The 20,480-nt window shown below is 59.9% G+C and carries 22 protein-coding genes and 1 tRNA gene; 11 read left to right on the forward strand and 12 right to left on the reverse strand.

Features of this window, described 5'->3' with window-relative positions; genetic code table 11:
• Positions 1–131 precede the first annotated feature (131 nt).
• The 3 genes from JJJ17_RS16640 to leuB all read right to left on the reverse strand — a co-directional run bounded on the left by JJJ17_RS16640 (position 132) and on the right by leuB (position 2,456).
• A tRNA-Pro gene (locus tag JJJ17_RS16640) sits at positions 132–208 on the reverse strand.
• Between the two features lie 45 nt (positions 209–253).
• Positions 254–1,216 (reverse strand): DMT family transporter, encoded by a 963-nt coding sequence (locus JJJ17_RS16645; RefSeq protein ID WP_200688430.1) that lies wholly within the window; start codon positions 1,214–1,216, stop codon positions 254–256.
• Between the two features lie 118 nt (positions 1,217–1,334).
• Positions 1,335–2,456 carry a 3-isopropylmalate dehydrogenase gene (gene leuB / locus JJJ17_RS16650; RefSeq protein WP_200688432.1) on the reverse strand — a complete coding sequence of 374 codons (1,122 nt, stop codon included), beginning with the start codon at positions 2,454–2,456 and terminating at the stop codon, positions 1,335–1,337.
• 128 nt (positions 2,457–2,584) lie between these two features.
• Here leuB and JJJ17_RS16655 point away from each other — a divergent pair, with 128 nt between their 5' ends.
• The 4 genes from JJJ17_RS16655 to JJJ17_RS16670 all read left to right on the forward strand — a co-directional run bounded on the left by JJJ17_RS16655 (position 2,585) and on the right by JJJ17_RS16670 (position 5,904).
• Positions 2,585–2,956: a DUF488 domain-containing protein gene (locus tag JJJ17_RS16655; protein WP_200688434.1), complete on the forward strand. Its 372-nt coding sequence runs from the start codon at positions 2,585–2,587 to the stop codon at positions 2,954–2,956.
• Between the two features lie 98 nt (positions 2,957–3,054).
• Positions 3,055–4,245 (forward strand): MFS transporter, encoded by a 1,191-nt coding sequence (locus tag JJJ17_RS16660; RefSeq protein WP_200688436.1) that lies wholly within the window; start codon positions 3,055–3,057, stop codon positions 4,243–4,245.
• The gene (locus JJJ17_RS16665) at positions 4,238–5,278 is read left to right on the forward strand and encodes a glycosyltransferase family 4 protein (RefSeq protein ID WP_200688438.1); all 1,041 of its coding nucleotides are present in this window, start codon (positions 4,238–4,240) and stop codon (positions 5,276–5,278) included. The genes JJJ17_RS16660 and JJJ17_RS16665 overlap by 8 nt, the downstream gene beginning before the upstream one ends.
• The gene (locus tag JJJ17_RS16670) at positions 5,275–5,904 is read left to right on the forward strand and encodes a glycosyltransferase family 29 protein (protein WP_200688440.1); all 630 of its coding nucleotides are present in this window, start codon (positions 5,275–5,277) and stop codon (positions 5,902–5,904) included. Before JJJ17_RS16665 ends, JJJ17_RS16670 begins: the two co-directional genes overlap by 4 nt.
• A 46-nt stretch (positions 5,905–5,950) precedes the next feature.
• Here JJJ17_RS16670 and JJJ17_RS16675 read toward each other — a convergent pair whose 3' ends face one another.
• Together JJJ17_RS16675 and hrcA are read right to left on the reverse strand one after the other, a co-directional pair.
• Positions 5,951–6,493, reverse strand: coding sequence for a nucleotide exchange factor GrpE (locus JJJ17_RS16675; RefSeq protein ID WP_200688442.1), 543 nt, complete (start codon positions 6,491–6,493; stop codon positions 5,951–5,953).
• Between the two features lie 8 nt (positions 6,494–6,501).
• Complete coding sequence (gene hrcA / locus JJJ17_RS16680) at positions 6,502–7,557, reverse strand: heat-inducible transcriptional repressor HrcA (protein ID WP_200688444.1); 1,056 nt, start codon at positions 7,555–7,557, stop codon at positions 6,502–6,504.
• A 72-nt stretch (positions 7,558–7,629) separates the two neighbouring features.
• Here hrcA and rph point away from each other — a divergent pair, with 72 nt between their 5' ends.
• Genes rph through JJJ17_RS16700 form a run of 4 tightly spaced genes read left to right on the forward strand, consistent with a single transcriptional unit; the run spans position 7,630 to position 10,537 of the window.
• Entirely contained in the window at positions 7,630–8,343 is a 714-nt protein-coding gene (gene rph, locus JJJ17_RS16685; RefSeq protein WP_200688445.1) for a ribonuclease PH, read from the forward strand.
• Positions 8,340–8,945, forward strand: a complete 606-nt coding sequence (gene rdgB / locus JJJ17_RS16690; RefSeq protein ID WP_200688447.1) for an RdgB/HAM1 family non-canonical purine NTP pyrophosphatase — start codon at positions 8,340–8,342, stop codon at positions 8,943–8,945. The genes rph and rdgB overlap by 4 nt, the downstream gene beginning before the upstream one ends.
• A gap of 49 nt (positions 8,946–8,994) precedes the next feature.
• On the forward strand, positions 8,995–10,182 hold the full coding sequence (hemW, locus tag JJJ17_RS16695; RefSeq protein WP_200688449.1) for a radical SAM family heme chaperone HemW: 1,188 nt from the start codon (positions 8,995–8,997) through the stop codon (positions 10,180–10,182).
• 1 nt (position 10,183) lies between these two features.
• Entirely contained in the window at positions 10,184–10,537 is a 354-nt protein-coding gene (locus tag JJJ17_RS16700) for a YbaN family protein (RefSeq protein ID WP_200688451.1), read from the forward strand.
• A gap of 42 nt (positions 10,538–10,579) precedes the next feature.
• Here JJJ17_RS16700 and JJJ17_RS16705 read toward each other — a convergent pair whose 3' ends face one another.
• From JJJ17_RS16705 to JJJ17_RS16735, 7 genes are all read right to left on the reverse strand, one after another.
• Entirely contained in the window at positions 10,580–11,473 is an 894-nt protein-coding gene (locus JJJ17_RS16705) for a ParB/RepB/Spo0J family partition protein (protein WP_200688453.1), read from the reverse strand.
• Positions 11,473–12,258 (reverse strand): ParA family protein, encoded by a 786-nt coding sequence (locus JJJ17_RS16710; protein ID WP_200688455.1) that lies wholly within the window; start codon positions 12,256–12,258, stop codon positions 11,473–11,475. The genes JJJ17_RS16705 and JJJ17_RS16710 overlap by 1 nt, the downstream gene beginning before the upstream one ends.
• Positions 12,251–12,847, reverse strand: coding sequence for a 16S rRNA (guanine(527)-N(7))-methyltransferase RsmG (rsmG, locus tag JJJ17_RS16715; protein WP_200688457.1), 597 nt, complete (start codon positions 12,845–12,847; stop codon positions 12,251–12,253). Before rsmG ends, JJJ17_RS16710 begins: the two co-directional genes overlap by 8 nt.
• On the reverse strand, positions 12,844–14,703 hold the full coding sequence (mnmG, locus tag JJJ17_RS16720; RefSeq protein WP_200688459.1) for a tRNA uridine-5-carboxymethylaminomethyl(34) synthesis enzyme MnmG: 1,860 nt from the start codon (positions 14,701–14,703) through the stop codon (positions 12,844–12,846). Before mnmG ends, rsmG begins: the two co-directional genes overlap by 4 nt.
• A 9-nt stretch (positions 14,704–14,712) precedes the next feature.
• Entirely contained in the window at positions 14,713–15,978 is a 1,266-nt protein-coding gene (mnmE, locus tag JJJ17_RS16725; RefSeq protein ID WP_200688461.1) for a tRNA uridine-5-carboxymethylaminomethyl(34) synthesis GTPase MnmE, read from the reverse strand.
• Positions 15,979–16,001: 23 nt separating this feature from the next.
• Positions 16,002–17,273, reverse strand: coding sequence for a transcription termination factor Rho (gene rho, locus JJJ17_RS16730; RefSeq protein ID WP_200688463.1), 1,272 nt, complete (start codon positions 17,271–17,273; stop codon positions 16,002–16,004).
• Between the two features lie 132 nt (positions 17,274–17,405).
• On the reverse strand, positions 17,406–17,852 hold the full coding sequence (locus JJJ17_RS16735) for a CopD family protein (RefSeq protein WP_200688465.1): 447 nt from the start codon (positions 17,850–17,852) through the stop codon (positions 17,406–17,408).
• 494 nt (positions 17,853–18,346) lie between these two features.
• On the opposite strand from JJJ17_RS16735, the gene JJJ17_RS16740 reads away from it, so the two are divergent.
• From JJJ17_RS16740 to dnaQ, 3 genes are read left to right on the forward strand one after another with little or no spacing between them, the layout of a single operon-like run.
• Complete coding sequence (locus tag JJJ17_RS16740; protein WP_200688467.1) at positions 18,347–19,201, forward strand: shikimate dehydrogenase; 855 nt, start codon at positions 18,347–18,349, stop codon at positions 19,199–19,201.
• The gene (coaE, locus tag JJJ17_RS16745) at positions 19,198–19,785 is read left to right on the forward strand and encodes a dephospho-CoA kinase (protein WP_200688469.1); all 588 of its coding nucleotides are present in this window, start codon (positions 19,198–19,200) and stop codon (positions 19,783–19,785) included. Before JJJ17_RS16740 ends, coaE begins: the two co-directional genes overlap by 4 nt.
• Positions 19,778–20,479 carry a DNA polymerase III subunit epsilon gene (gene dnaQ, locus JJJ17_RS16750; RefSeq protein WP_200688471.1) on the forward strand — a complete coding sequence of 234 codons (702 nt, stop codon included), beginning with the start codon at positions 19,778–19,780 and terminating at the stop codon, positions 20,477–20,479. The genes coaE and dnaQ overlap by 8 nt, the downstream gene beginning before the upstream one ends.
• Position 20,480: the final 1 nt, after the last annotated feature.

The raw sequence follows: 20,480 nt of genomic DNA on the forward strand, positions 1-20,480 counted from the left end.
CTGTCTCAGATAGAAACTTCGGTTGGAGGCGTGAGCGGAAACTCATCGAGCCTTACGTCAGCCTTCCTGCCGCAAAGGAAGAATAGTGGCCACTTGAGGAAGACTTTAGTGGCAATCCACAAACCGAAATCTGGTCGGAGCGAGAGGATTCGAACCTCCGACCCCCTGCTCCCGAAGCAGGTGCGCTACCAGGCTGCGCTACGCTCCGACCGTAGGACGGGCAGGTAGCGCGCGGAAAGGCTGAATGCAAGCCCTATCCGCCGCGCGGGGGCCACAATCTTTGCAGGACCGTCGTCTTCGGCGTTGTCACCGTTTCGGCGCGAAGGCGTGCCGACGTCACCGGGCGGTTGGCTGAATTTCCGCCCCTGCCCTCGCGCCAGACGATGTAGATGCCCGAGCCGATGATGATCGACGCGCCGAGAAGCGTCACTCCGTCCAGACTTTCGTCGAAGAACAGGATGCCATACCCGGTCGCCCAGAGAATTTGCGAATACTGCATCGGGGCGACGATCGCCGCCTCGCCCGCCCGGTAAGCGAGGATCAGCAGAAATCCCGCAATCAGCCCCAGCAACGCGATCAAGGACGATAGCGCCAGATGTGACAACTCCATTGGCCGATACTGGATGCTCAGCGCTGCTCCGGTCGCGACGAAGTTGCCTAACATCGGCCACATGATGAGGACCAAGGGTCGCTCGGTGCCGCCCAGACGGCGGATGATCAACGCGGTCGAGGCGCCGCCAAGTGCTGCCACCACGGCGGCGATATGGCCGAAGTCCAAGGGTTGCGAACCGGGTCGCAGGACGACCAGCACTCCGGTCAGCCCGATCAGCACGGCGGCCCAGCGGTGAATGCCCACCCGCTCACCCAGTATCGGGATCGACAGGATCGTCACGATCAGCGGGGCCGAAAACAGGATCGCGTAAACCTGTGCGAGCGGGAGAACCGAGAAGGCGTAGAACCCACAGATGCCGCCAAGCACGGCGAAAATCGTCCGGGCCGCGATCCAGCCGGGATTGGCAGGCCGCAGGCTTCCGGGGTTGCGGTCGCGCATCAAGACGACCGAGACCAGCGGGAAGGACAGAAGCGAGGCGAAGAACAGGATCTGGAAGGAAGGGTAAATGCCGCCAAGATATTTGATGATGGCGTCATGCGTCGCATAGAGGCCCATCGCCAGCAATGCCAGCAAGGCACCCCTGACATTCGCCGACCCGTTCATTCTGCTGTCTCCCCGACCCGCGCCACACCCTCGGCGCTAGGAGAAACAACTGCCGGAGGAAAGCGCAACCCCGCCCGCTACTGCGGACGGGGTTTCCAAAGGTTAACGTCGCGGCAGCTTATGCCTGTGCCAGCGCGGCGACGATCCGGTCGCCCATCTCAGAGGTCGAGACCGGGGTGCCGCCCTCTGGTCCCATTAGATCGGCGGTGCGGACGCCGTCGGCCAGCACCTTCTCGACCGCGCGTTCCAGCGCATCCGCCGCAGCGCCCTGATCGAAGCTGAAGCGCAGCGCCATCGCAAAGCTGAGGATACAGGCGATCGGGTTTGCTTTCCCCTGCCCGGCGATGTCGGGGGCAGAGCCGTGGACCGGCTCGTAAAGCGCCTTCGGACGGCCATTCGCCATCGGTTTGCCAAGGCTGGCCGAGGGCAGCATGCCCAGCGATCCGGTCAGCATCGCCGCCGCATCCGAAAGCAGGTCGCCGAACAGGTTGTCCGTCAGGATCACATCGAACTGGCCCGGTTTGCGGACCAACTGCATCAGCCCGTTATCGGCATACATATGGGTCAGCTCGACCTCGGGATATTCGTTGTCGCGGACCCACTGAACCTCTTCCCGCCAGAGGATGCCGGATTCCATGACGTTGGCCTTCTCCATCGAGCAGACCTTGTTGTTGCGCCGCCGCGCCAACTCAAAGGCCGAGCGTGCGACGCGCCGGATCTCGCCCGAGGTATAGCGCTGCGTGTTGATACCAACGCGACCACCCTCGTTGTCAGAATTATTGTCGGCATGGATGCCGCGCGGCTCGCCGAAATAGACGCCGCTGGTCAGTTCGCGCACGATCAGGATGTCTAGCCCCGCGACCACATCGCGCTTTAGCGACGAAAAGTCGGCCAGTGCGTCAAAGCACTGCGCCGGACGCAGGTTGGCATAAAGGTCCATGTCCTTGCGCAGGCGCAGCAGGCCGCGTTCCGGTTTCACGCTGAAATCGAGATCGTCGTATTTCGGCCCGCCGACAGCGCCCAGAAGCACCGCATCAACCGCCTGCGCCTTCGCCATCGTCTCGTCCGTCAGCGGCGTGCCATGCGCGTCATAGGACGAGCCGCCAACAAGACCGTGGCTGATATCGAAGGACAGGCCGCGATTGGCCTGAAGCCAGTCGATGACCTTGACGACCTCGGTCATGACTTCGGGGCCGATCCCGTCGCCTGGCAGAATGAGAAGCGAGTAGCTGTCGGACATGCGTTCCTCCATAAAGCGCCAGCGGTGGCGTTAATGGCGGGACTAGCGGTGAGCCGCCGCGGGGTCAAGTTCACAGGGTTCCGTGCTAGGCTGATCGGATACTGATCGGCCTTGGAAAGGATTTCGCCATGAACGCCGCCATCCTTACGTCTCATGTCCGTCTGAAACGCGCCTATCTGGCCGCTTCTGCGGACGATGGGTTGCGGATTCTTGTTGATCGGCTTTGGCCGCGTGGCGTGAGCAAGGAAAAGGCCGCCTTGGACGACTGGCTGAAGGACATCGCACCCAGCACCGAGTTGCGGAAGTGGTTCAACCACGATCCCACCCGCTGGTCCGAGTTCCAGAAGCGTTACCGTGCCGAGCTTGCCCGGAACCCGGCTCCGTTGCAGCAACTGCGCGACAAGGCGGCGGATCATGTCGTCACGCTGATCTATGGCGCCCGCGATACCGAACATAACGAGGCGGTTGTGTTGCGGCAGGTTTTGCTGGGCGAAAACTAAGCCTTTCGCCGCTGGCACCCCCGAAACTTCTCCGCCGGGACTCTTGCACCTTCCGCGCCCATGTCCCAGCCTGCCCGGGGAGATCGGGGGACCACGACATGCATGCCTTTTCGGCGGGGTTTATCAGCCTGGTTCTGGCCTATGTGCTAAGCCAGTTTTATCGCGCCTTTCTGGCCGTTCTTGCCAACACGCTGGAGCTAGAGCTGGGGGCGACGCCCGGCGATCTCGCGCTTTCTTCGGGGCTGTGGTTTCTGGCCTTTGCGGTGATGCAGATCCCGTTGGGCAGCGCGCTGGACCGGATCGGGCCGCGGCTGACGGTATCGGTCGTCCTGGGTCTCTGCGCAGGGCTTGGGGCGGCGGTCTTTGCGCTGGCCGAGACACCGTGGCACCTGCATCTGTCGATGACGCTGCTGGGCATCGGCTGCGCGCCCGCGCTGATGGGGTCTTACTTCATCATCGCCCGCGAATACCCGCCCGCTGCCTTCGGCGCGATGGCCGGACTGGTCGTGGGCCTTGGCTCGCTGGGGAATATCCTTGGGGCAACGCCGCTGGTCTGGGCAATCGAGGCAATCGGATGGCGCGAGGCTCTGTGGGTCATGGCCGCCGCCACCATCGCCATCGCGGCCCTAATCGCGATGACCGTGCGCGACCCGGCCCGGTTGGGTGCCGAGGCGCAGCGCGGAACACTGGTCGATGTGCTGCGCATCGGGGCGTTGTGGTTCATGCTGCCCCTGCTTTTCGCCAATTATGCGGCATCGGCGGCGATCCGGGGGCTTTGGGCCGCGCCTTATCTTGAGGGCGTTTTCGTCGCCGATACCGATCTGATCGGCCACGCGACTCTGGCGATGGGCGTGGCGATGATCCTTGGAAATTTCCTTGTCGGCCCGGCGGTGCGGCTTGTCGGCAGCCTGCGCCGCACGATCCTGATCTTCACCTTCGCCACGGTTCTGGTTCTGGCGGCGCTTGTGCTGCGCCCCGATCCGGGTATTGGCATCGCCGTGTTCCTGCTGGCACTGATCGGGTTGTCCGGCGCGGGCTATGCGCTGCTGATGGCGCATGGCCGGTCGTTCCTGCCGCCGCATCTGGTGGGCCGCGGCGTGACCTTCCTGAACATGGTCTCAATCGGCGGGGTCGGCATCCTGCAATTCGCCTCGCGCCCGGTTTATGGTGCGGCATCGCTGGCCTACCCCCCGCCGCAAGCCTTCGCTATGCTGTTCCTGTTCTTCCTGATCCCTCTGGCGGTCGGGTTCCTTTTCTACTTCCTGACACCCGAGGCCGATCATGGCTGAACACCCGCTGGTCATTGCCCCCAATCTGAAACGCCGCCTGTCGGGCGTCACCGCCACCGTGGTCCGGCTGATCCCGGTTCAGGCCCGGATGATCGCCATCCGCGCCACCGGCCCCGGCCTGCCGCCCGAGGTGCCGCATATCCCATTGCTGAAAGCCGCCACCCTGCCCCGCGACCGCTGGCGCATCTGGCACGCCCGCCGCAATACCGAAATGGCGCTTGGCCTGATCTTGCGCCGCGTTCTGCGTCGCAAATACCGGCTGATGTTCACCTCGGCGGCGCAACGCCACCATACCGGTTTCACCAAATGGCTGATCCGCCAGCAAGAGGCGCTGGTCGCGACCTCGGCCAAGGCGGCCAGCTATCTGGACCGCCCGGCGACCGTCGTGATGCATGGCGTCGATACCGAGATCTTCCACCCTGCCGCCGACAAGACCGCCCTGCGGCGCGAGCTAGGGCTTGATCCCGATGCCGTGCTGATCGGTTGCTTCGGTCGTGTGCGCGCGCAGAAAGGCGTCGATCTACTGACCCGCGCCGGGATCAGGCTGCTGCTGGACCGGCCCCGCGCCCAGATCATTTTCACCGGCCGCATCACAGCCGAACATCAGGCTTTCGCCGACGAGTTGAAGGCCGAGATCGCCGCAGCCGGTCTGCAGAACCGCATCCGCTTTCTGGGCGAGTTGCCATGGGATCAGCTTGTCCGCCACTATCAGGCGCTTGATCTTTTCGCAGCACCGGCAAGATGGGAGGGCTTTGGCCTCACCCCACTGGAAGCGATGGCCTGCGGCGTTCCGACCGTCGCGGCCCGTGTCGGTGCGTATGAGACGCTGATCAAGGATGGCGAAACCGGCAGTCTGATCCCTATCGACGATCTGGACGCCCTGACCGAGGCCTTGCGCCACTGGCTTGACGATGACAGCGCCCGTGCCGCCGCAGGCATCGCCGCCCGCCAGCATATCGAGACCAACCACGCCATCGAAGGCGAGGCCCGCGCGCTGGTCGAGATCTACAACGACCTTCTGGCCCGGCCATGAGCAAGCTGCGCTTCTATACAGCGCGGCTTCTGCGCGACGACACCACGATGGCGCATCTTTCCACCTCGCAGGACGATCTTCTGTCGGGACTGCGAGGCAAGGCGGTCGCGTTGGTCGGGAATGCCCGCGCGTTGGCGGAGACCGATCACGGCAAGGCCATCGATGCCGCCGATCTGGTCGTCCGTATCAACCGTGCGCCGATGCCACAGCCCGGCAGTCATGGCACAAGAACCGACTGGCTGGCGCTTGCGGTTCGGCTGTCGGACGAGGAGCTTGACCACATCGCGCCCAAGCGGATTTTGTGGATGTCCCCTAAGCGTAAGCGTCTGCGCCATCGCATCGCGCATTCGCCCGGCTTCTACCTTTACCCGCTGGCGGATTACGAAGCCCTGAAGGATCGCCTTGCCGCACCGCCAACCACGGGCGCGATGATGATCGACCTGCTGCTTCGCAGCGACCTTGCAAGCCTGTCGCTTTACGGCTTTGACTTCTTCGCCAGCCAAAGCCTGTCCGGGCGTCGGACAGCCGAACAGGTGCCACATGATTTCAACGCAGAATCCGGCTGGGTGCATGACCTGTTACGCCGCGATCCAAGGCTGTCGCTGACCCCGAATGTGAAAACATAAAAGCCCGACCGATTGGCCGGGCTTTTTTCATGGCTGTAAGGGTGGTTCAGCTTGCCGGGGTCGAGGAGACGCCGACTTTTGCCGGGCGCAGCAGGCGGTCATGCAGGCGGAAGCCGTTATCCATCACCTGAATGATCTCGCCCGCGATGGTTCCGGGCAGCGCGGCCTCGAACATCGCCTCGTGATAGGTCGGATCGAACTTGTCGCCCAGCTTGGGGGTGATCACGGTGATGCCGTGCTTGGCAAAGACGTTCGACAGCTCGCGCAGGGTCAGCTCGACCCCCTCGATCAGCGCCGAGGCGGCGCCGCGCTGGTCATCCGTCACCGCGCCCAAGGCACGCGAAAGCGCGTCATAGACCGGCAGCAGGTCGCGGGCCAGACGCGAGCCGCCATATTGTTCGGCGTCGCGGCGGTCCTTGTCGGCGCGCTTGCGGGCGTTTTCCGCATCGGCAAGGGCGCGCATGAACTTGTCGCGGAATTCGTCACGCTGGGCGGTCAGCGCCACAATCTCATCCGCCGGGTCCGCCAGCGGATCGGCAAGAGGGTCGTCCAGATAATCGTCGTTCTGCGGTTCGGGTTTATCGCTCATCTTCCCACTCATCCTTTCCGGCCGGACAGCACGCGCCCGACCAGTTGGGCCGTATAGTCCACAATCGGCACGATGCGGCCATAGTTCAGCCGCGTCGGCCCGATCACACCGACGGCTCCTACAATCTTACGGTCGGCATTCATATAGGGAGAAACCACCAAAGCGGAACCCGAAAGCGAGAAAAGCTTGTTCTCGGAGCCGATAAATATCCTGACCCCCTCGCCCTGCTCGGTCAGGTCAAGGAAATCGGCGATGTCGCGCTTACGCTCAAGATCGTCAAAGAGTGTGCGGATACGGTCCAGATCTGCTGCTTCGCGGTCCAGGAGGTTGCCGCGCCCATGCACGATCAGCCGGGCATCGGTCGAGCCGTTCTCCCACAAGGCCAGCCCGGATTCGACCAGCTCGGCGGCCAGCACGTCCAGTTCACGCCGCCGGACCGAGATTTCGCGGCTGATATGGGTGCGAAGCTCGGCCAGGGTTTTGCCCTCGGCCATGGTATTGAGAAAGTTTCCCGCCTCGCGCATCGAGGATGGCGTCTGGCCGGGCGGCGGGGTGAAAATCCGGTTCTCGACATGGCCATCCGCGAAAACCAGCACCACCAGCGCGCGGTCCGTCCCAAGGCTGACAAACTCGATATGCCGGATCGGGGCTTCGTGCTTCGGCATCAGGACCAAAGATGCGCCGCGCGTGATCGAACTTAGCGCGGTGCTGACACGGTCCAGAAGCACCCCAGTTTCGGGATCGTCATTGCCAAGCGTCTGATCGATTGCGGCGCGGTCGGTCGGGGCGACGGGGTCAACCTCCATCATCCCATCGACGAACATGCGCAGGCCCAGTTGCGACGGCAGGCGGCCAGCAGAGATATGCGGGCTGTCCAGCAGACCCATGAATTCCAGATCCTGCATGACATTGCGGATCGTCGCCGCGCTGATGCGTTCGGACAGGGTGCGCGTCAGCGTGCGAGAGCCGACCGGCTCACCCGTTTCCAGATAGGATTCGACAACGCGGCGAAACACCTCTCGCGAGCGGTCATTCAGTTCGTTGAGCAGGGATTCCTGGTTCATTTTCCGCTCGGGCTTGCGTCATGGGGTTGTCGGGCGGTATTGGGCTGCCAATCTTCATGAAAAGGATCACTCATGCGCCCCTCTGGTCGAAATCTAAGCCAAATGCGTCCGATTTCAATTGAAACCGGGGTGATGGGCCATGCGGAAGGCTCTTGCCTGATCCGTTGCGGCAACACCCATGTACTTTGCACCGCCTCGCTCGAGGAAACCCCGCCCCGGTTTCTGAAGGGCACCGGGCTTGGCTGGGTCACCGCGGAATATGGAATGCTGCCGCGCGCGACGAATACCCGCAACCGGCGCGAGGCGACGCAGGGAAAACAGTCTGGCAGAACGCAGGAAATTCAACGTCTTATCGGGCGCAGCCTGCGCGCTGGCGTTGACCGGGTCGCTTTGGGTGAACGGCAGATTACCGTGGATTGCGATGTCATTCAGGCGGATGGCGGGACACGCTGCGCCTCGATCACCGGGGGTTGGGTCGCGCTGCGTCTGGCGGTCAACAAACTGCTGAAAGCGGGCGCGATCACCACCGATCCGATTATCGATCACGTCGCGGCGGTGAGTTGCGGGATCTATGGCGGGCAACCGGTGCTGGATCTGGACTATGCCGAGGACAGCGAAGCCGGGACCGATGGCAATTTCGTGATGACCGGCGGCGGTAAGCTGATCGAGGTTCAGATGTCCGCCGAGGGTGCGACATTTTCGCGCGATGAGATGAACAAGCTGCTGGATCTGGCCGATCTTGGGCTGGCCGAGCTTGTCGCGGCACAGAAAGCTGCGGTGGCATGAGGAAGTTCACCGAAAAACGTCTGCTGGTCGCCACACATAATGCCGGGAAGCTGGCAGAGATGCGTGCGCTGCTGGCCCCTCGCGGCATCGAGGTGATCGGTGCCGCCGAGGCGGGATTGGCCGAGCCGGTCGAGACCGAGGATAATTTCGTCGGCAACGCGCGGATCAAGGCGCGCTCGGCTGTCGAGGCGACCGGGTTGCCGGCGCTATCGGACGACAGCGGCATCAGCGTCGATGCGCTTGGCGGCGCGCCGGGCGTCTATACCGCCGACTGGGCCGAAACCGGCAATGGCCGTGATTTCCAGATGGCGATGACGCGGACATGGAACGAGCTTGAGGCGCTGAACGCCCCTGCCCCACGGACCGCTCAGTTTCGCTGCACGCTGGTTTTGATGTGGCCGGACGGGCATGATGAGGTGTTCGAGGGCGTGTTGCCCGGTCAGGTCGTCTGGCCTCCCCGAGGGGAAGAAGGTCACGGTTACGATCCGATTTTCATGCCGGATGGTGAAGAACAGACCTTGGGCCAGATGCCCGCCGACAAGAAGAACAGCCTCAGCCACCGGGCACGTGCTGTGGCGAAGATGCTGGAAGGAAGTTTTTGAGCCGGGTTTTAGATAAACTGTCGGCATGTGGCCGGGTGGAACGACGAAGATGATCTCTGTCGCGCCAGACCTTGTCCAGCCAGACGAAGATTGGCGCGCAGGCGGCTTTGGGCTTTATGTCCACTGGCCCTTTTGCGCCGCCAAATGCCCCTATTGCGATTTCAACAGCCATGTCGTCGCCTCGGTCGATCAGAGCCGCTGGGCGGCGGCGTTGGCCGGTGAGATAGCACGTCTTGGCGCAGAGCTGCCGGGTCGGCATCTGGGCAGCATCTTCTTTGGCGGCGGGACGCCGTCACTCATGGCGCCAGAGACCGTGGACGCGGTGATACGGGCGGCGCGGGCGGCCTGGGGTTTTACCAACGATATCGAGATTTCACTGGAGGCCAATCCGACCAGCGTCGAGAAAGGCCGTTTCGGGGCTTATGCCGAGGCTGGGGTCAACCGACTGTCGATGGGCGTTCAGGCGCTGAACGATGACGATCTGCGGCGGTTGGGGCGGATGCATAGCGTGGCCGAGGCTCGCGCAGCCTTTGATGTCGCAAGGTCGTGTTTTGATCGTGTCAGCTTTGATCTTATCTATGCGCGACAGGGACAGGGCCGGGCCGAGTGGCGGGCCGAGTTGAAGGACGCGCTGACGATGGCGGTGGATCACCTATCGCTTTACCAACTAACGATCGAACCCGGGACGGCTTTCGGCGCCCGCGCGGCAGCCGGGAAGCTACGCGATCTGCCGGATGAAGATGTCTCCGCCGATATGTATCACGACACGCAGGAAATCTGCGACGCCGCCGGTATGTCTGGCTATGAAATCTCGAACCACGCGCGGGATAGTGCCCAAAGCAGGCACAATCTGGTCTATTGGCGTCAGGGGGATTGGGCCGCCGTCGGGCCCGGCGCTCATGGCAGGATCACGCTTCCGGGTGGTCGATACGCGACCGAGGCGCATATGGCGCCCGGGGCGTGGATCGACGCCGTAGAACGTGACGGAACGGGAGAGTCACTTAGAGAGTTTGTGCCCGACGACGAGCGCGCGACCGAATATCTGTTGATGGCGTTGCGATTGTCGGAAGGTCTTGACGAGACGCGATATGCGCGGCTGGCAGGGCGTGGTTTTGACGAGGGCGTGGTTGAACGACTGATGGAACTGGACATGATTGAACGGAGCGGCGACGCAATAAGGACAACGCCGACGGGTCGCCCCCTGCTGAACGCCATTCTCCGCGAACTGGCTGCCTGAGATGCGGATTCTTTGGCTAAGCATCGGCTGGACTGCATTGATTTTGGGCGTGATCGGGATCGCGCTTCCGGTGATGCCTACTGTTCCGTTTCTTCTGGTCGCCGTATGGGCGTTCGCGCGCAGCTCACCCCGGCTGCGCGCCCGCATCCTGCGTCATCCGACCTATGGGCCGCCGATCCGTGCGTGGCAGGACCGCGGCGCGGTCGGACGCTGGGCGAAGATCTGGGCAGTGACCGCAATGGCCGGTGGAATCTGTATCGCATTGATCCTAGGCCTGCCGCTTTGGATGGTAGCGATTCAATTCGGAATTTGCTCTGCAGTCGGAGCGTTCGTGGTCACGAGACCAGAAATGTAGCTATATATATAGTGGGTTATATGAAAAAAACCGCTATATATGCTAGTTTCCGCCCAATAGCTGACACAGTGCGTCTAGCTGATCGAGGTCACGATAGGTCACTGTTAAGGTGCCGCCGCCAGAATCCACATGGTTGATCACAACCTGCATTTTCAGGTGTGCTGAAAGATCGCCCTCAAGCGCGCGGGTGTCTGCATCTTTCTCGGAAGCCCCCGACGACCGCCGGGTCGGTGCGGATGTTCCCGGCTCAGATTTCTTACGTACCAAGCCTTCGGTTTCACGGACCGAGAGCCCGCCATCGATGACGCGACGCGCCAATGCAACGGGATTATCGGCGGTAATCAGCGCCCTAGCGTGACCAGCCGAAAGCTTACCCTCTTTAACGAAATCCTGAATAGAATCCGGCAGGTTCAGAAGCCGCAGCAGGTTCGCAATGTGGCTGCGGCTCTTATTGAGCGCATCCGCGAGCTTTTCCTGGGTATGGCCGAAGCGATCCATGAGCTGGCGATAGGAAGCCGCCTCTTCGATTGCATTCAGATCGGCGCGCTGGATATTTTCGATGATCGCGACTTCCAGAACTTCGGTATCCGAAAACTCACGGATGATCACCGGCAGCTCATGAAGCTGCGCCATCTGGGCCGCCCGCCAACGGCGCTCACCCGCAACGATCTGATACAAGCCTTCATCGCGCGGATGCGGGCGGACGATCAATGGCTGCAGAACGCCGCGCTGACGCAGCGAATCCGCGAGCTCTTGGAGCGCTGTCGGTTCAAAGCTCCGACGCGGCTGATCGGGGTTTGCAGTGATCTGCTCGATCGGAATCATCGTGCCTTCGCGCGATGTCTGCGAGGCGGTCGCGCCAGAGATGTCCATATCTGCCATGAGCGCAGAAAGACCGCGGCCCAAACCTCGTTTGGCAGTTTTGTGATCGGACATCAGGCTTCCTCCGGGACAAGCTTAAGGCGTTGGGCGAATTCTTTTGCGAATTGCAGATAGGCGGCGCTGCCTTTTGACGACGGATCGTAAAGCAGCACAGGTTGCGCATGCGACGGCGCTTCGGACACCCGAACATTGCGAGGAATCACGGTTGGAAAAACCAGATCGCCAAGCGTGGCGCGCGCGTCCGCCTCGACCTGCTGTGATAGGTTGTTGCGATAGTCCGACATCGTTAGCAGAACGCCGTTAACCCGGAGATTCGGATTTCCGCTTTGCCGGACATGCTTTACCGTGGTCAAAAGCTGAGAAAGGCCCTCGAGCGCGTAAAATTCGGCTTGAAGAGGCACCAACACCGCGTCCGACGCCATCATGGCGTTGATCGTCAGCAATCCGAGCGCCGGTGGACAGTCAATCAGGATGGTTGTTCCGTTAGTAGCAGCATCTAGCTTTTTACGTAGGAGTCGTGTCCGGTCCTGCATCTGGGATAGTTCAACATCGGCAGACGCAAGATCTGGTGTCGCGGGGACGATGCTAAGATTAGCGATATGCGTAGATTGCGAACAATCTTCCAGCGATTCCGGTCCCGCGAGCAAATCATAAACAGTCCGCTCACGCCGTTCCGATCCGATACCCAGGCCTGTTGATGCGTTGCCCTGAGGGTCCAGATCGACGAGAATCGTCGGATGCCCAGAAATCGCGAGTGCGGCCCCAAGGTTAATAGCGGTCGTCGTCTTTCCGACCCCGCCCTTCTGGTTCGCGATCGCAATCACGCTTTGCTCAGACATGAAATACCTCGCTGATCTCGAGTATTGCTGCGCCATCTTGCGATGCACTTGGGTGGGCTTTCACTTTGAATTTCCACTCTTTTTCTGCATCGGACATCTCTTCCTTCCAATGACGGCCCTTCATAAGCCACGCCGTCCCTTCCGGTGCCAAGTGACGCTGTAAATATGGCATAAGCCGGGGCAGCGGAGCAAGGGCGCGCGCGCTGAGATAGGCAGCATTCAGCGGATCCAGCTCTTCTATGCGCTTGTTTTCGACATTTACATTCGTCAGCGATAGCTCCCGGATAACCGTGCGTAAAAAGGCCACCTTCCGGCTATCACTCTCAACCAACGTAAAATCCGTGGTTGCTTCTACGTGGGCTATTGCAAGGACAAGGCCCGGGAAACCGCCACCGCTTCCAAGATCGACCCACCGGCCGTTTATGGGGCAGCAAAGTTGGGAAAGTTGAAGGCTGTCCTCAATGTGACGCGCTTTTATATCATTTAGCGATGCTGGTGCGACCAGGTTAATTTTAGGGTTCCAGCGCCTGACAAGCTGTTCAAATTGATCCAGCTTCTGAAGCGTTTCACGTGAAACAATCTCGCTCATGCTTTACGCCGTTGCAATGTCCTTGAAACCGCAAGCAAAAGCGAAAGTGCTGCCGGGGTCATCCCTTCGATCCTTGCTGCAGCGGCAAGGGTTGTTGGGCGGCGGGCTTCGAGTTTCGCGCGGAGTTCCCCTGAGAGACCCGAAATCGCGCTATAGTCCAAATCGAGCGGAAGTAGGACAGCCTCATCGGCACGCAAAGCCTCGGCATCGCGAGCCTGCCGATCAACATACTGATGATAAAGTGCGTCGATCCTAACCTGCTCGATAGCGTGGGGTGACATATCTTCAAGAGCGGGCACGAGCTTTGTAACTGCAGCGAAATCTATATCCGCCATCCCAAGCAACGCAAAAGCTGACCGGTTCTGGCCATCTTGCCGGATCGCCAAGCCCTCGCGTTGAAGCTTCGTCGGCGAAAATATTGCCTCGTCGGCCAATTTTCGGGTTTGATGATAGGCTTCCTGTTGTCGATCGAAAAGAATTCTCCGCCTCTCCGATATTAGGCCAAGCTCGATACCGAGAGGCGTCAGCCGCCGATCCGCATTATCAGCGCGCAGCGTAAGTCTGAATTCAGCCCGAGAGGTGAACATTCGATACGGTTCCGTCACCCCGCGACTTGTCAGATCGTCGATCATGACGCCAATATAAGATTCGGTGCGGCTGAAACTAATCGGAGAGCCCCCCTTCGCCGCCAATGCGGCGTTCAATCCGGCGACCAGCCCTTGCGCCCCAGCTTCTTCATAGCCTGTGGTTCCGTTAATCTGACCTGCGAGGTACAAGCCCTCAACATTCCGAAGTTTTAGCGTAGAATCAAGGGCTTGTGGGTCGACAAAATCGTACTCAACAGCATAGCCCGGTTGGAGAATCTCAACGTTCTCCAACCCAACGATAGTACGTACGTATTTCTGTTGCACATCAGCCGGGAGTGAAGTGGAAATCCCATTTGGATAGACAGTCGGATCATTCAGACCTTCAGGTTCGAGAAAAACCTGATGCGAGCTTTTGTCGGAGAAGCGAACCACTTTGTCTTCGATGGACGGGCAATAGCGCGGTCCCTTGCCGGTGATATGGCCACCATACATCGCAGATTTGGAGAGGTTTTTTTTAATAATTTCATGTGTTTCCGCGTTAGTGTGCGTAATTCCACATGCAATCTGCGGTGCTTCCGGCGCTACATTCAAATATGAGAACATCACCGGCGAATCGTCGCCTGGCTGTTTTTCCAGGCGGGACCAATCGATAGTATTGCCATCCAACCTGGGCGGTGTTCCGGTCTTTAGCCGCCCAAGCGGCAATTCGAATCTTTGAATAGACCGCGCCAGCCCAGTAGAGGCTTTGTCTCCCCAACGCCCGGCAGGGCGGCTGACGTCTCCAATATGAATGATCCCGTTCAGAAAGGTACCCGTCGTCAGAACAACACTTGTCGCTGCAAGCTCAGCGCCATTTGAAAGCGTTACACCTGTAACGCGAGTATCGTTGCCCGTAAGCGCCTCAACCTCGGCATAGATAAGCTCAAGCCCATCTACCTTTCGGACTGCTTGCATCGCGGCCGCCCTATAGAGCGCGCGATCCATCTGCGCGCGCGGGCCCTGAACGGCTGGACCTTTCCGACGGTTCAACAGCCTGAACTGGATTCCCGCACGATCAGCAATAACGCCCATCAGACCGTCTAGAGCGTCAATTTCGCGAACTAGATGGCCCTTTCCCAGTCCACCGATAGCGGGGTTGCATGAAAGGGTTCCGATATCTTCCGGTCGCATCGTAACAAGCGCAGTGAGCGCGCCCGCGCGTGCAGAAGCAGCAGCCGCTTCGAGGCCTGCATGACCGCCTCCGATCACTATGACGTCGTAATGTTTCACGTGAAACACCTACTTTCCGATGCAAAACGAGCTGAAGATCACATCCAAATACTCTTCCGCACCGATTCTGCCAAGTAAACGATCAAGTGAAGATGCTGCTGTTCGGATAGATTCCGCAAGTAATTCGGGCTCCACGTCCTCGGTGCGATGAAGAGCGTTTCTAGCATCCATCAAGGAGAGCAGTTGGCGTTCATGGCTGACTATACCTGCAATCGCTACGCGCTTCGATAACACCTGATGGATCAGATCAAGAAGATCGTCGATCCCAATGCCAGTGGTGTTGGATATGGACACATCGCCGTGCTCCGAGCTTAGGTCCGCCATCGTTCGGACCAAAATATCACCTGTTTCCCAAAGGCCCTCATCCCGGCTTCCGGTCGAGGACAGATGCAGCCGAAGGTCTGCCGATATTGCCCTCTGTTTAGCCCGATCGACTCCCATCCTCTCGATTCGGTCGTCCGATTCACGAAGGCCTGCAGTGTCGAGAAAGGTAACCGGCAGCCCCTTCAGATCAATTCGAAGCTCAATCACATCTCGCGTTGTCCCTGCGACGTCGGAAACAATTGCGACCTCTCTTCTAGCCACTCTATTGATAAAACTAGATTTTCCGGAATTTGGTGGTCCAATGATCGCGATCTCGAACCCTCGGCGAACACTTTCCGCCGCAGCATAGCCCGCAATCTGTGAATCCAGTTCCCTGCGAAGCACGTCGAGTAATTCGTGAACCTCTACCGGAACATCCTCAGGCACATCTTCGTCAGCGAAATCGACACTCGACTCCACCAGCGCTCCAGCCCTGATCAGAAGGCCGCGCCACCGCTCTGCATGCCGCCCAAGCTCTCCACCCGCCAAGCGCAGGGCCAGCCGACGTTGCGCCTCAGTCTCAGCCTCCAGAAGATCGCCCAGACCTTCGACTTCTGCCAGATCCATCCGCCCATTCAGGAATGCGCGCCGCGTAAATTCGCCCGCATCAGCCAATCGCAAACCAGATTCGCCGAGTAACATCATTACGCGCCTGACAATGACCGGCGCCCCATGAAGATGCAGCTCAACGACCTCTTCGCCGGTGAAGCTGCTTTCGTGCGAAAACCAGATGACCAGCGCTTGATCGAGGACGTCGTCTCCGTCCCGCAGATCGCGTAGATAGGCTCGCCGAGCCTCCGGCAAGGCGCCTGTCAAATTCTCGACGGCAGCCTTCGACCCAGATCCGCTCAGCCGAATAATGGAAACGCCACCCCGCCCCGGCGGAGTGGCTTCTGCAAAAATCACGTCCATGACGTCTCCGTCAGATTGCGCCCTCAGGCGTTCATCGAGTCGAAGAATTCAGAATTGGTTTTCGTCTGCTTCAACTTCGAGATCAGGAACTCGATTGCGTCCGTCGTTCCCATCGGATTCAGAATTCTGCGCAGCAGATAGGTCTTCTGCAGATCCTTCGCATCGACAAGAAGCTCTTCTTTCCGCGTGCCCGACTTCAGGATATCCATCGCCGGGAATACACGCTTATCAGCAACCTTACGATCCAGAACGATCTCGCTGTTACCCGTACCTTTGAATTCCTCAAAGATCACTTCATCCATGCGCGAACCCGTATCGATCAGCGCCGTAGCAATGATCGTCAACGACCCACCTTCTTCGATATTCCGCGCCGCGCCGAAGAATCTCTTCGGCCGCTGCAGGGCATTTGCATCAACGCCACCGGTCAGAACTTTACCCGAGCTTGGCACGACGGTGTTAAATGCCCTACCAAGTCTTGTGATCGAGTCCAACAAGATCACAACATCTCGTTTATGCTCTACCAGCCGCTTGGCCTTTTCGATCACCATTTCCGACACAGCGACGTGCCGACTGGCCGGCTCGTCGAAGGTTGATGAGATCACCTCACCGCGCACGCTGCGCTGCATATCGGTCACCTCTTCCGGCCGTTCATCGATCAGCAGAACGATCAGATAGCATTCGGGGTGGTTCTTCTCGATCGAGTGCGCAATGTTCTGCAGCAGCACCGTTTTACCCGTCCGCGGCGGCGCAACAATCAGCGACCGTTGCCCCTTACCAATCGGCGCAACCAGATCAATGATCCGTGCGCTGCGGTCCCTGATGGTCGGATCTTCGATCTCCATCTTCAGCCGATCATTCGGATAAAGCGGCGTCAGGTTGTCGAATGCCACCTTGTGCCGCGCCTTCTCGGGATCTTCAAAATTGATCCTCTCGACCTTCGTCAGTGCAAAGTAACGCTCATTCTCACCAGGCGCGCGGATCACACCCTCGACAGTATCACCAGTGCGCAAAGCATACTGGCGGATCATGTCGGGGCTCACATAGATATCGTCAGGACCGGGCAGATAGTTCGCCTCGGTCGAGCGCAGAAAGCCAAAGCCATCCTGCACGACCTCAAGAACACCTTCTCCACCGATATCCCAACCTTCCTCGGCATGCTCTTTCAGGATCGAGAACATCATCTCGCCCTTGCGCATGGTCGAGGCGTTCTCGATCTCCCATTCCTCTGCCATGGACAGCAGATCGGCGGGGCTCTTCGCCTTCAATTCAGACAGATTCAAACGTTCTTCGGTCATATGGTCACCTATCACCACCTCCACGGCATCGCATGGCAGGGGTACGGTCAATGTATCATCGGGAATCCCCGTACCGGACGGTCGGGCTTGGCGTGCAGATAGGCCTTCACAGACCGCGAGTCAATATTTGACTCAGAATTTGACGATCACCGACAGCACAATCACCACCATCAGCGCGGTCGGCAGCTCGTTCATCATCCGGTAATAGCGCCCGGCACGCGCTTGTCCCGCCGCCAGAAGCCGTCTCTCACGCGCGCACCACATATGGAACCAGGTCATCGCCAGCACGGCGGCTGCCTTGCTCCATGGCCAGATCATCGCCCAACTGACGATACCCGGCGTCAGCACCAGACATAAACCGCTTAGCCATGTCGCGATCATCGCGGGGTTCATGATCAGTCGCAGCAGCTTCTGCTCCATAACCACAAAGCTCTCCGTCGGCTCACCGTTCAATGCCTTGCGCTCGGCATGATAGACGAACAGCCTTGGCAGATAGAACAACCCGGCCATCCACGAAATGACCGACATGACGTGAAACGCCTTCACGTATGGATACAGGATCGCCAACAGGTCGGTCATCGTGCCTCGTCTCTGCTTTCTTCAATATTAATAAGGTAAAGAAGATAAGGATGATGATGATGTAGGCCCTGTGGGTAGCAGGATAAACCCCAAACAGCCAGATCATCCACGGCCAATCGCCCTTGTGGATAAATCGGTGACTGTTTATCATTAACGCAAATTAGTGACTAAATATCAATATGATGAACTTTGGATAACTTTACGGGAAAACGCATCGCAGCGGCAGCTTTCCACAACCTGAGGATAGAGCCGTGTCATCTTGTCCCACTGTGGATGATCAGCGCTTGTTCATGATCCGTTCATCGCCATGCTGACCACACAAAATCCATCCCCAATCGGCGACACAGGCGCCAGACCGATTCCTCCTCAAATTTATCCACAAGGTGCTGAGTCGTCGTTGCTACACCCTTTCCGCTTATCGGCGCTCAGGCCTTTCTTCGCGGGCAAACAGCCCCTATCCTGCAAGAAGGCCAGAAATAACCGCGACATAATTGATGACTGATGACAGCCACGCAAAGCCGCCTGCGCAAATCCCGCTTGCAGGCGTGATCGGGATGCCGGTTGCACATTCGCGCTCGCCGCAGCTTCATGGCTATTGGCTGCGCCAATATGGGATTCGCGGCCACTATGTTCCGCTTCCGGTGATGCCAGAGCATCTTGCCGAGGTCCTTCGCATCCTGCCGCGCGCGGGCTTTGTCGGCGTGAATGTCACCATCCCGCATAAAGAGGCGGTTCTTGCGCTCGCCGATGTCGTCACCGACCGCGCAGCCCTGATCGGTGCGGCCAACACGCTGATTTTCCGCGCGGATGGCAAGATCCACGCAGACAACACTGACGGCTACGGCTTTATCGCCAATCTCAGACAGAACGCGCCGGATTGGCAACCGGATGCCGGTCCCGCTGCCCTGATCGGCGCAGGCGGCGCCGCCCGCGCTGTCGTTGCCTCGCTTCTCGACAGCGGCGTGAAAGAGCTTCGGATCACCAACCGCACCAGAATCCGATCCGAGCAGATCAAGGCAGAGTTTGGCGCGCGGCTGGTCGTCTATGACTGGGCGCAGGCGGGCAATATGCTGGACAACGCGACAACGGTGGTCAACGCGACCTCGCTTGGCATGCAAGGCAAACAGGCGCTGCGGATCCCGCTGGACGCGCTCAACCCCGATGCGCTGGTCACGGATCTTGTCTATACACCGCTGATGACCCCTTTCCTGACCGATGCTCAGAGCCGCGGTTGTCGTATCGTTGACGGCCTCGGCATGCTTCTGCATCAAGCGGTGCCCGGCTTCGAGCGGTGGTTTGGCACCCGGCCAGAGGTTAATGACGACACCCGCCGGGCGGTTCTGGAATGACCTTCTTGCTTGGCCTCACCGGCAGCATAGGCATGGGCAAATCCACCACCGCACAGATGTTTCGCGATCTTGGTTGCCCGGTCTGGGACGCGGATGAGGCCGTGCATCGCCTCTATTCACCCAACGGTGCAGCCGTCCAACCCGTCAGCGCCGAATTTCCGACCGCATTGATCGATGGCCGCATTGACCGAAACGCCCTGAAAGCCATCCTTGCGGGTGATCCGCAGATGCTGACCCGGCTAGAGGCCATCGTGCATCCCCTTGTCGCAGCCGATCGCGAAGGCTTCATCGCCGATCACGCGGCGGAAAGGATCATCGTTCTCGACATTCCGCTGCTTTTCGAGAATGGCTATGAGACGCAGATGAATGGCGTGGCCGTCGTCTCGACGGGCGCAAAGACACAACGCGAACGGGTCATGGCACGCCCCGGCATGACGGCAGAAACGCTGGCCCTGATCCTGTCGCGGCAGATGCCGGACGCCGAAAAGCGCGAAAGAGCCGACTGGGTCATCCCGACCGACACGCTCGACGGTGCGAAAGCTGCGGTGCTCCGCATCGTGAAGGAGATCAAGGCCCATGCGTGAGATCGTTCTGGACACCGAAACCACCGGCTTCGACGCTGAAAAGGACGACCGCATCGTCGAAATCGGCGCGTTGGAGCTGTTCAACCACCTGCCGACGGGCCGAAAGCTACATCTCTACATCAACCCCGAACGCTCGATGCCGCAGGAAGCGTTCGAGGTTCACGGCCTTGGCGACGAATTCCTGCGCGACAAGCCGAAATTTGCTGAAGTCGCGCAGGAATTTGTGGACTTCATCGCGGATGATGCCCGGCTGGTGATCCATAATGCCAGCTTCGACATGAAATTCCTGAATGCCGAACTGCGCCGCGCCGGTTATGCGACCCTGCCGTGGTCCCGTGCACTGGACACGCTGGCCCTTGCACGCAGCAAATTCCCCGGCGCCCCTGCCTCGCTTGACGCGCTTTGCCGCCGTTTCGGCGTGGACAATTCCGGCCGCGAGTTGCACGGCGCGCTTCTGGACAGTGAATTGCTGGCCGAGGTGTATCTGGAACTGATCGGTGGTCGTCAGCCCGATCTGGTTCTGGCCCAGCCCGGCCAGAGCCAGCAAGAGCAGCAACAGGATGGCCAGCCGCGCCGTCGCGCCGCCCGTCCTGCGCCTTTGCCGCCACGTATTTCCGATGCCGAGGCTACCGCACATGCGGAATTCGTTGCCAAACTGGGTGAGGCTTCGGTATGGGCGCGTTACTCGGGCTAAG

This window comes from Paracoccus caeni (assembly GCF_016629665.1).
Classification (GTDB): Bacteria; Pseudomonadota; Alphaproteobacteria; order Rhodobacterales; family Rhodobacteraceae; genus Paracoccus; species Paracoccus caeni.

Coding starts and splice junctions, on each gene's coding strand:
- JJJ17_RS16710 (WP_200688455.1), bottom strand. CDS start 12,258: ATGTCTGAGCAAAGCGTGATTGCGATCGCGAACCAGAAGGGCGGGGTC.
- rph (WP_200688445.1), top strand. CDS start 7,630: ATGCGCCCCTCTGGTCGAAATCTAAGCCAAATGCGTCCGATTTCAATT.
- JJJ17_RS16700 (WP_200688451.1), top strand. CDS start 10,184: ATGCGGATTCTTTGGCTAAGCATCGGCTGGACTGCATTGATTTTGGGC.
- JJJ17_RS16740 (WP_200688467.1), top strand. CDS start 18,347: ATGACTGATGACAGCCACGCAAAGCCGCCTGCGCAAATCCCGCTTGCA.
- JJJ17_RS16665 (WP_200688438.1), top strand. CDS start 4,238: ATGGCTGAACACCCGCTGGTCATTGCCCCCAATCTGAAACGCCGCCTG.
- coaE (WP_200688469.1), top strand. CDS start 19,198: ATGACCTTCTTGCTTGGCCTCACCGGCAGCATAGGCATGGGCAAATCC.
- JJJ17_RS16705 (WP_200688453.1), bottom strand. CDS start 11,473: ATGTCCGATCACAAAACTGCCAAACGAGGTTTGGGCCGCGGTCTTTCT.
- hrcA (WP_200688444.1), bottom strand. CDS start 7,557: ATGAACCAGGAATCCCTGCTCAACGAACTGAATGACCGCTCGCGAGAG.
- JJJ17_RS16675 (WP_200688442.1), bottom strand. CDS start 6,493: ATGAGCGATAAACCCGAACCGCAGAACGACGATTATCTGGACGACCCT.
- rho (WP_200688463.1), bottom strand. CDS start 17,273: ATGACCGAAGAACGTTTGAATCTGTCTGAATTGAAGGCGAAGAGCCCC.
- JJJ17_RS16660 (WP_200688436.1), top strand. CDS start 3,055: ATGCATGCCTTTTCGGCGGGGTTTATCAGCCTGGTTCTGGCCTATGTG.
- JJJ17_RS16735 (WP_200688465.1), bottom strand. CDS start 17,852: ATGACCGACCTGTTGGCGATCCTGTATCCATACGTGAAGGCGTTTCAC.
- JJJ17_RS16655 (WP_200688434.1), top strand. CDS start 2,585: ATGAACGCCGCCATCCTTACGTCTCATGTCCGTCTGAAACGCGCCTAT.
- hemW (WP_200688449.1), top strand. CDS start 8,995: ATGATCTCTGTCGCGCCAGACCTTGTCCAGCCAGACGAAGATTGGCGC.
- leuB (WP_200688432.1), bottom strand. CDS start 2,456: ATGTCCGACAGCTACTCGCTTCTCATTCTGCCAGGCGACGGGATCGGC.
- mnmE (WP_200688461.1), bottom strand. CDS start 15,978: ATGGACGTGATTTTTGCAGAAGCCACTCCGCCGGGGCGGGGTGGCGTT.
- rdgB (WP_200688447.1), top strand. CDS start 8,340: ATGAGGAAGTTCACCGAAAAACGTCTGCTGGTCGCCACACATAATGCC.
- JJJ17_RS16670 (WP_200688440.1), top strand. CDS start 5,275: ATGAGCAAGCTGCGCTTCTATACAGCGCGGCTTCTGCGCGACGACACC.
- dnaQ (WP_200688471.1), top strand. CDS start 19,778: ATGCGTGAGATCGTTCTGGACACCGAAACCACCGGCTTCGACGCTGAA.
- JJJ17_RS16645 (WP_200688430.1), bottom strand. CDS start 1,216: ATGAACGGGTCGGCGAATGTCAGGGGTGCCTTGCTGGCATTGCTGGCG.
- rsmG (WP_200688457.1), bottom strand. CDS start 12,847: ATGAGCGAGATTGTTTCACGTGAAACGCTTCAGAAGCTGGATCAATTT.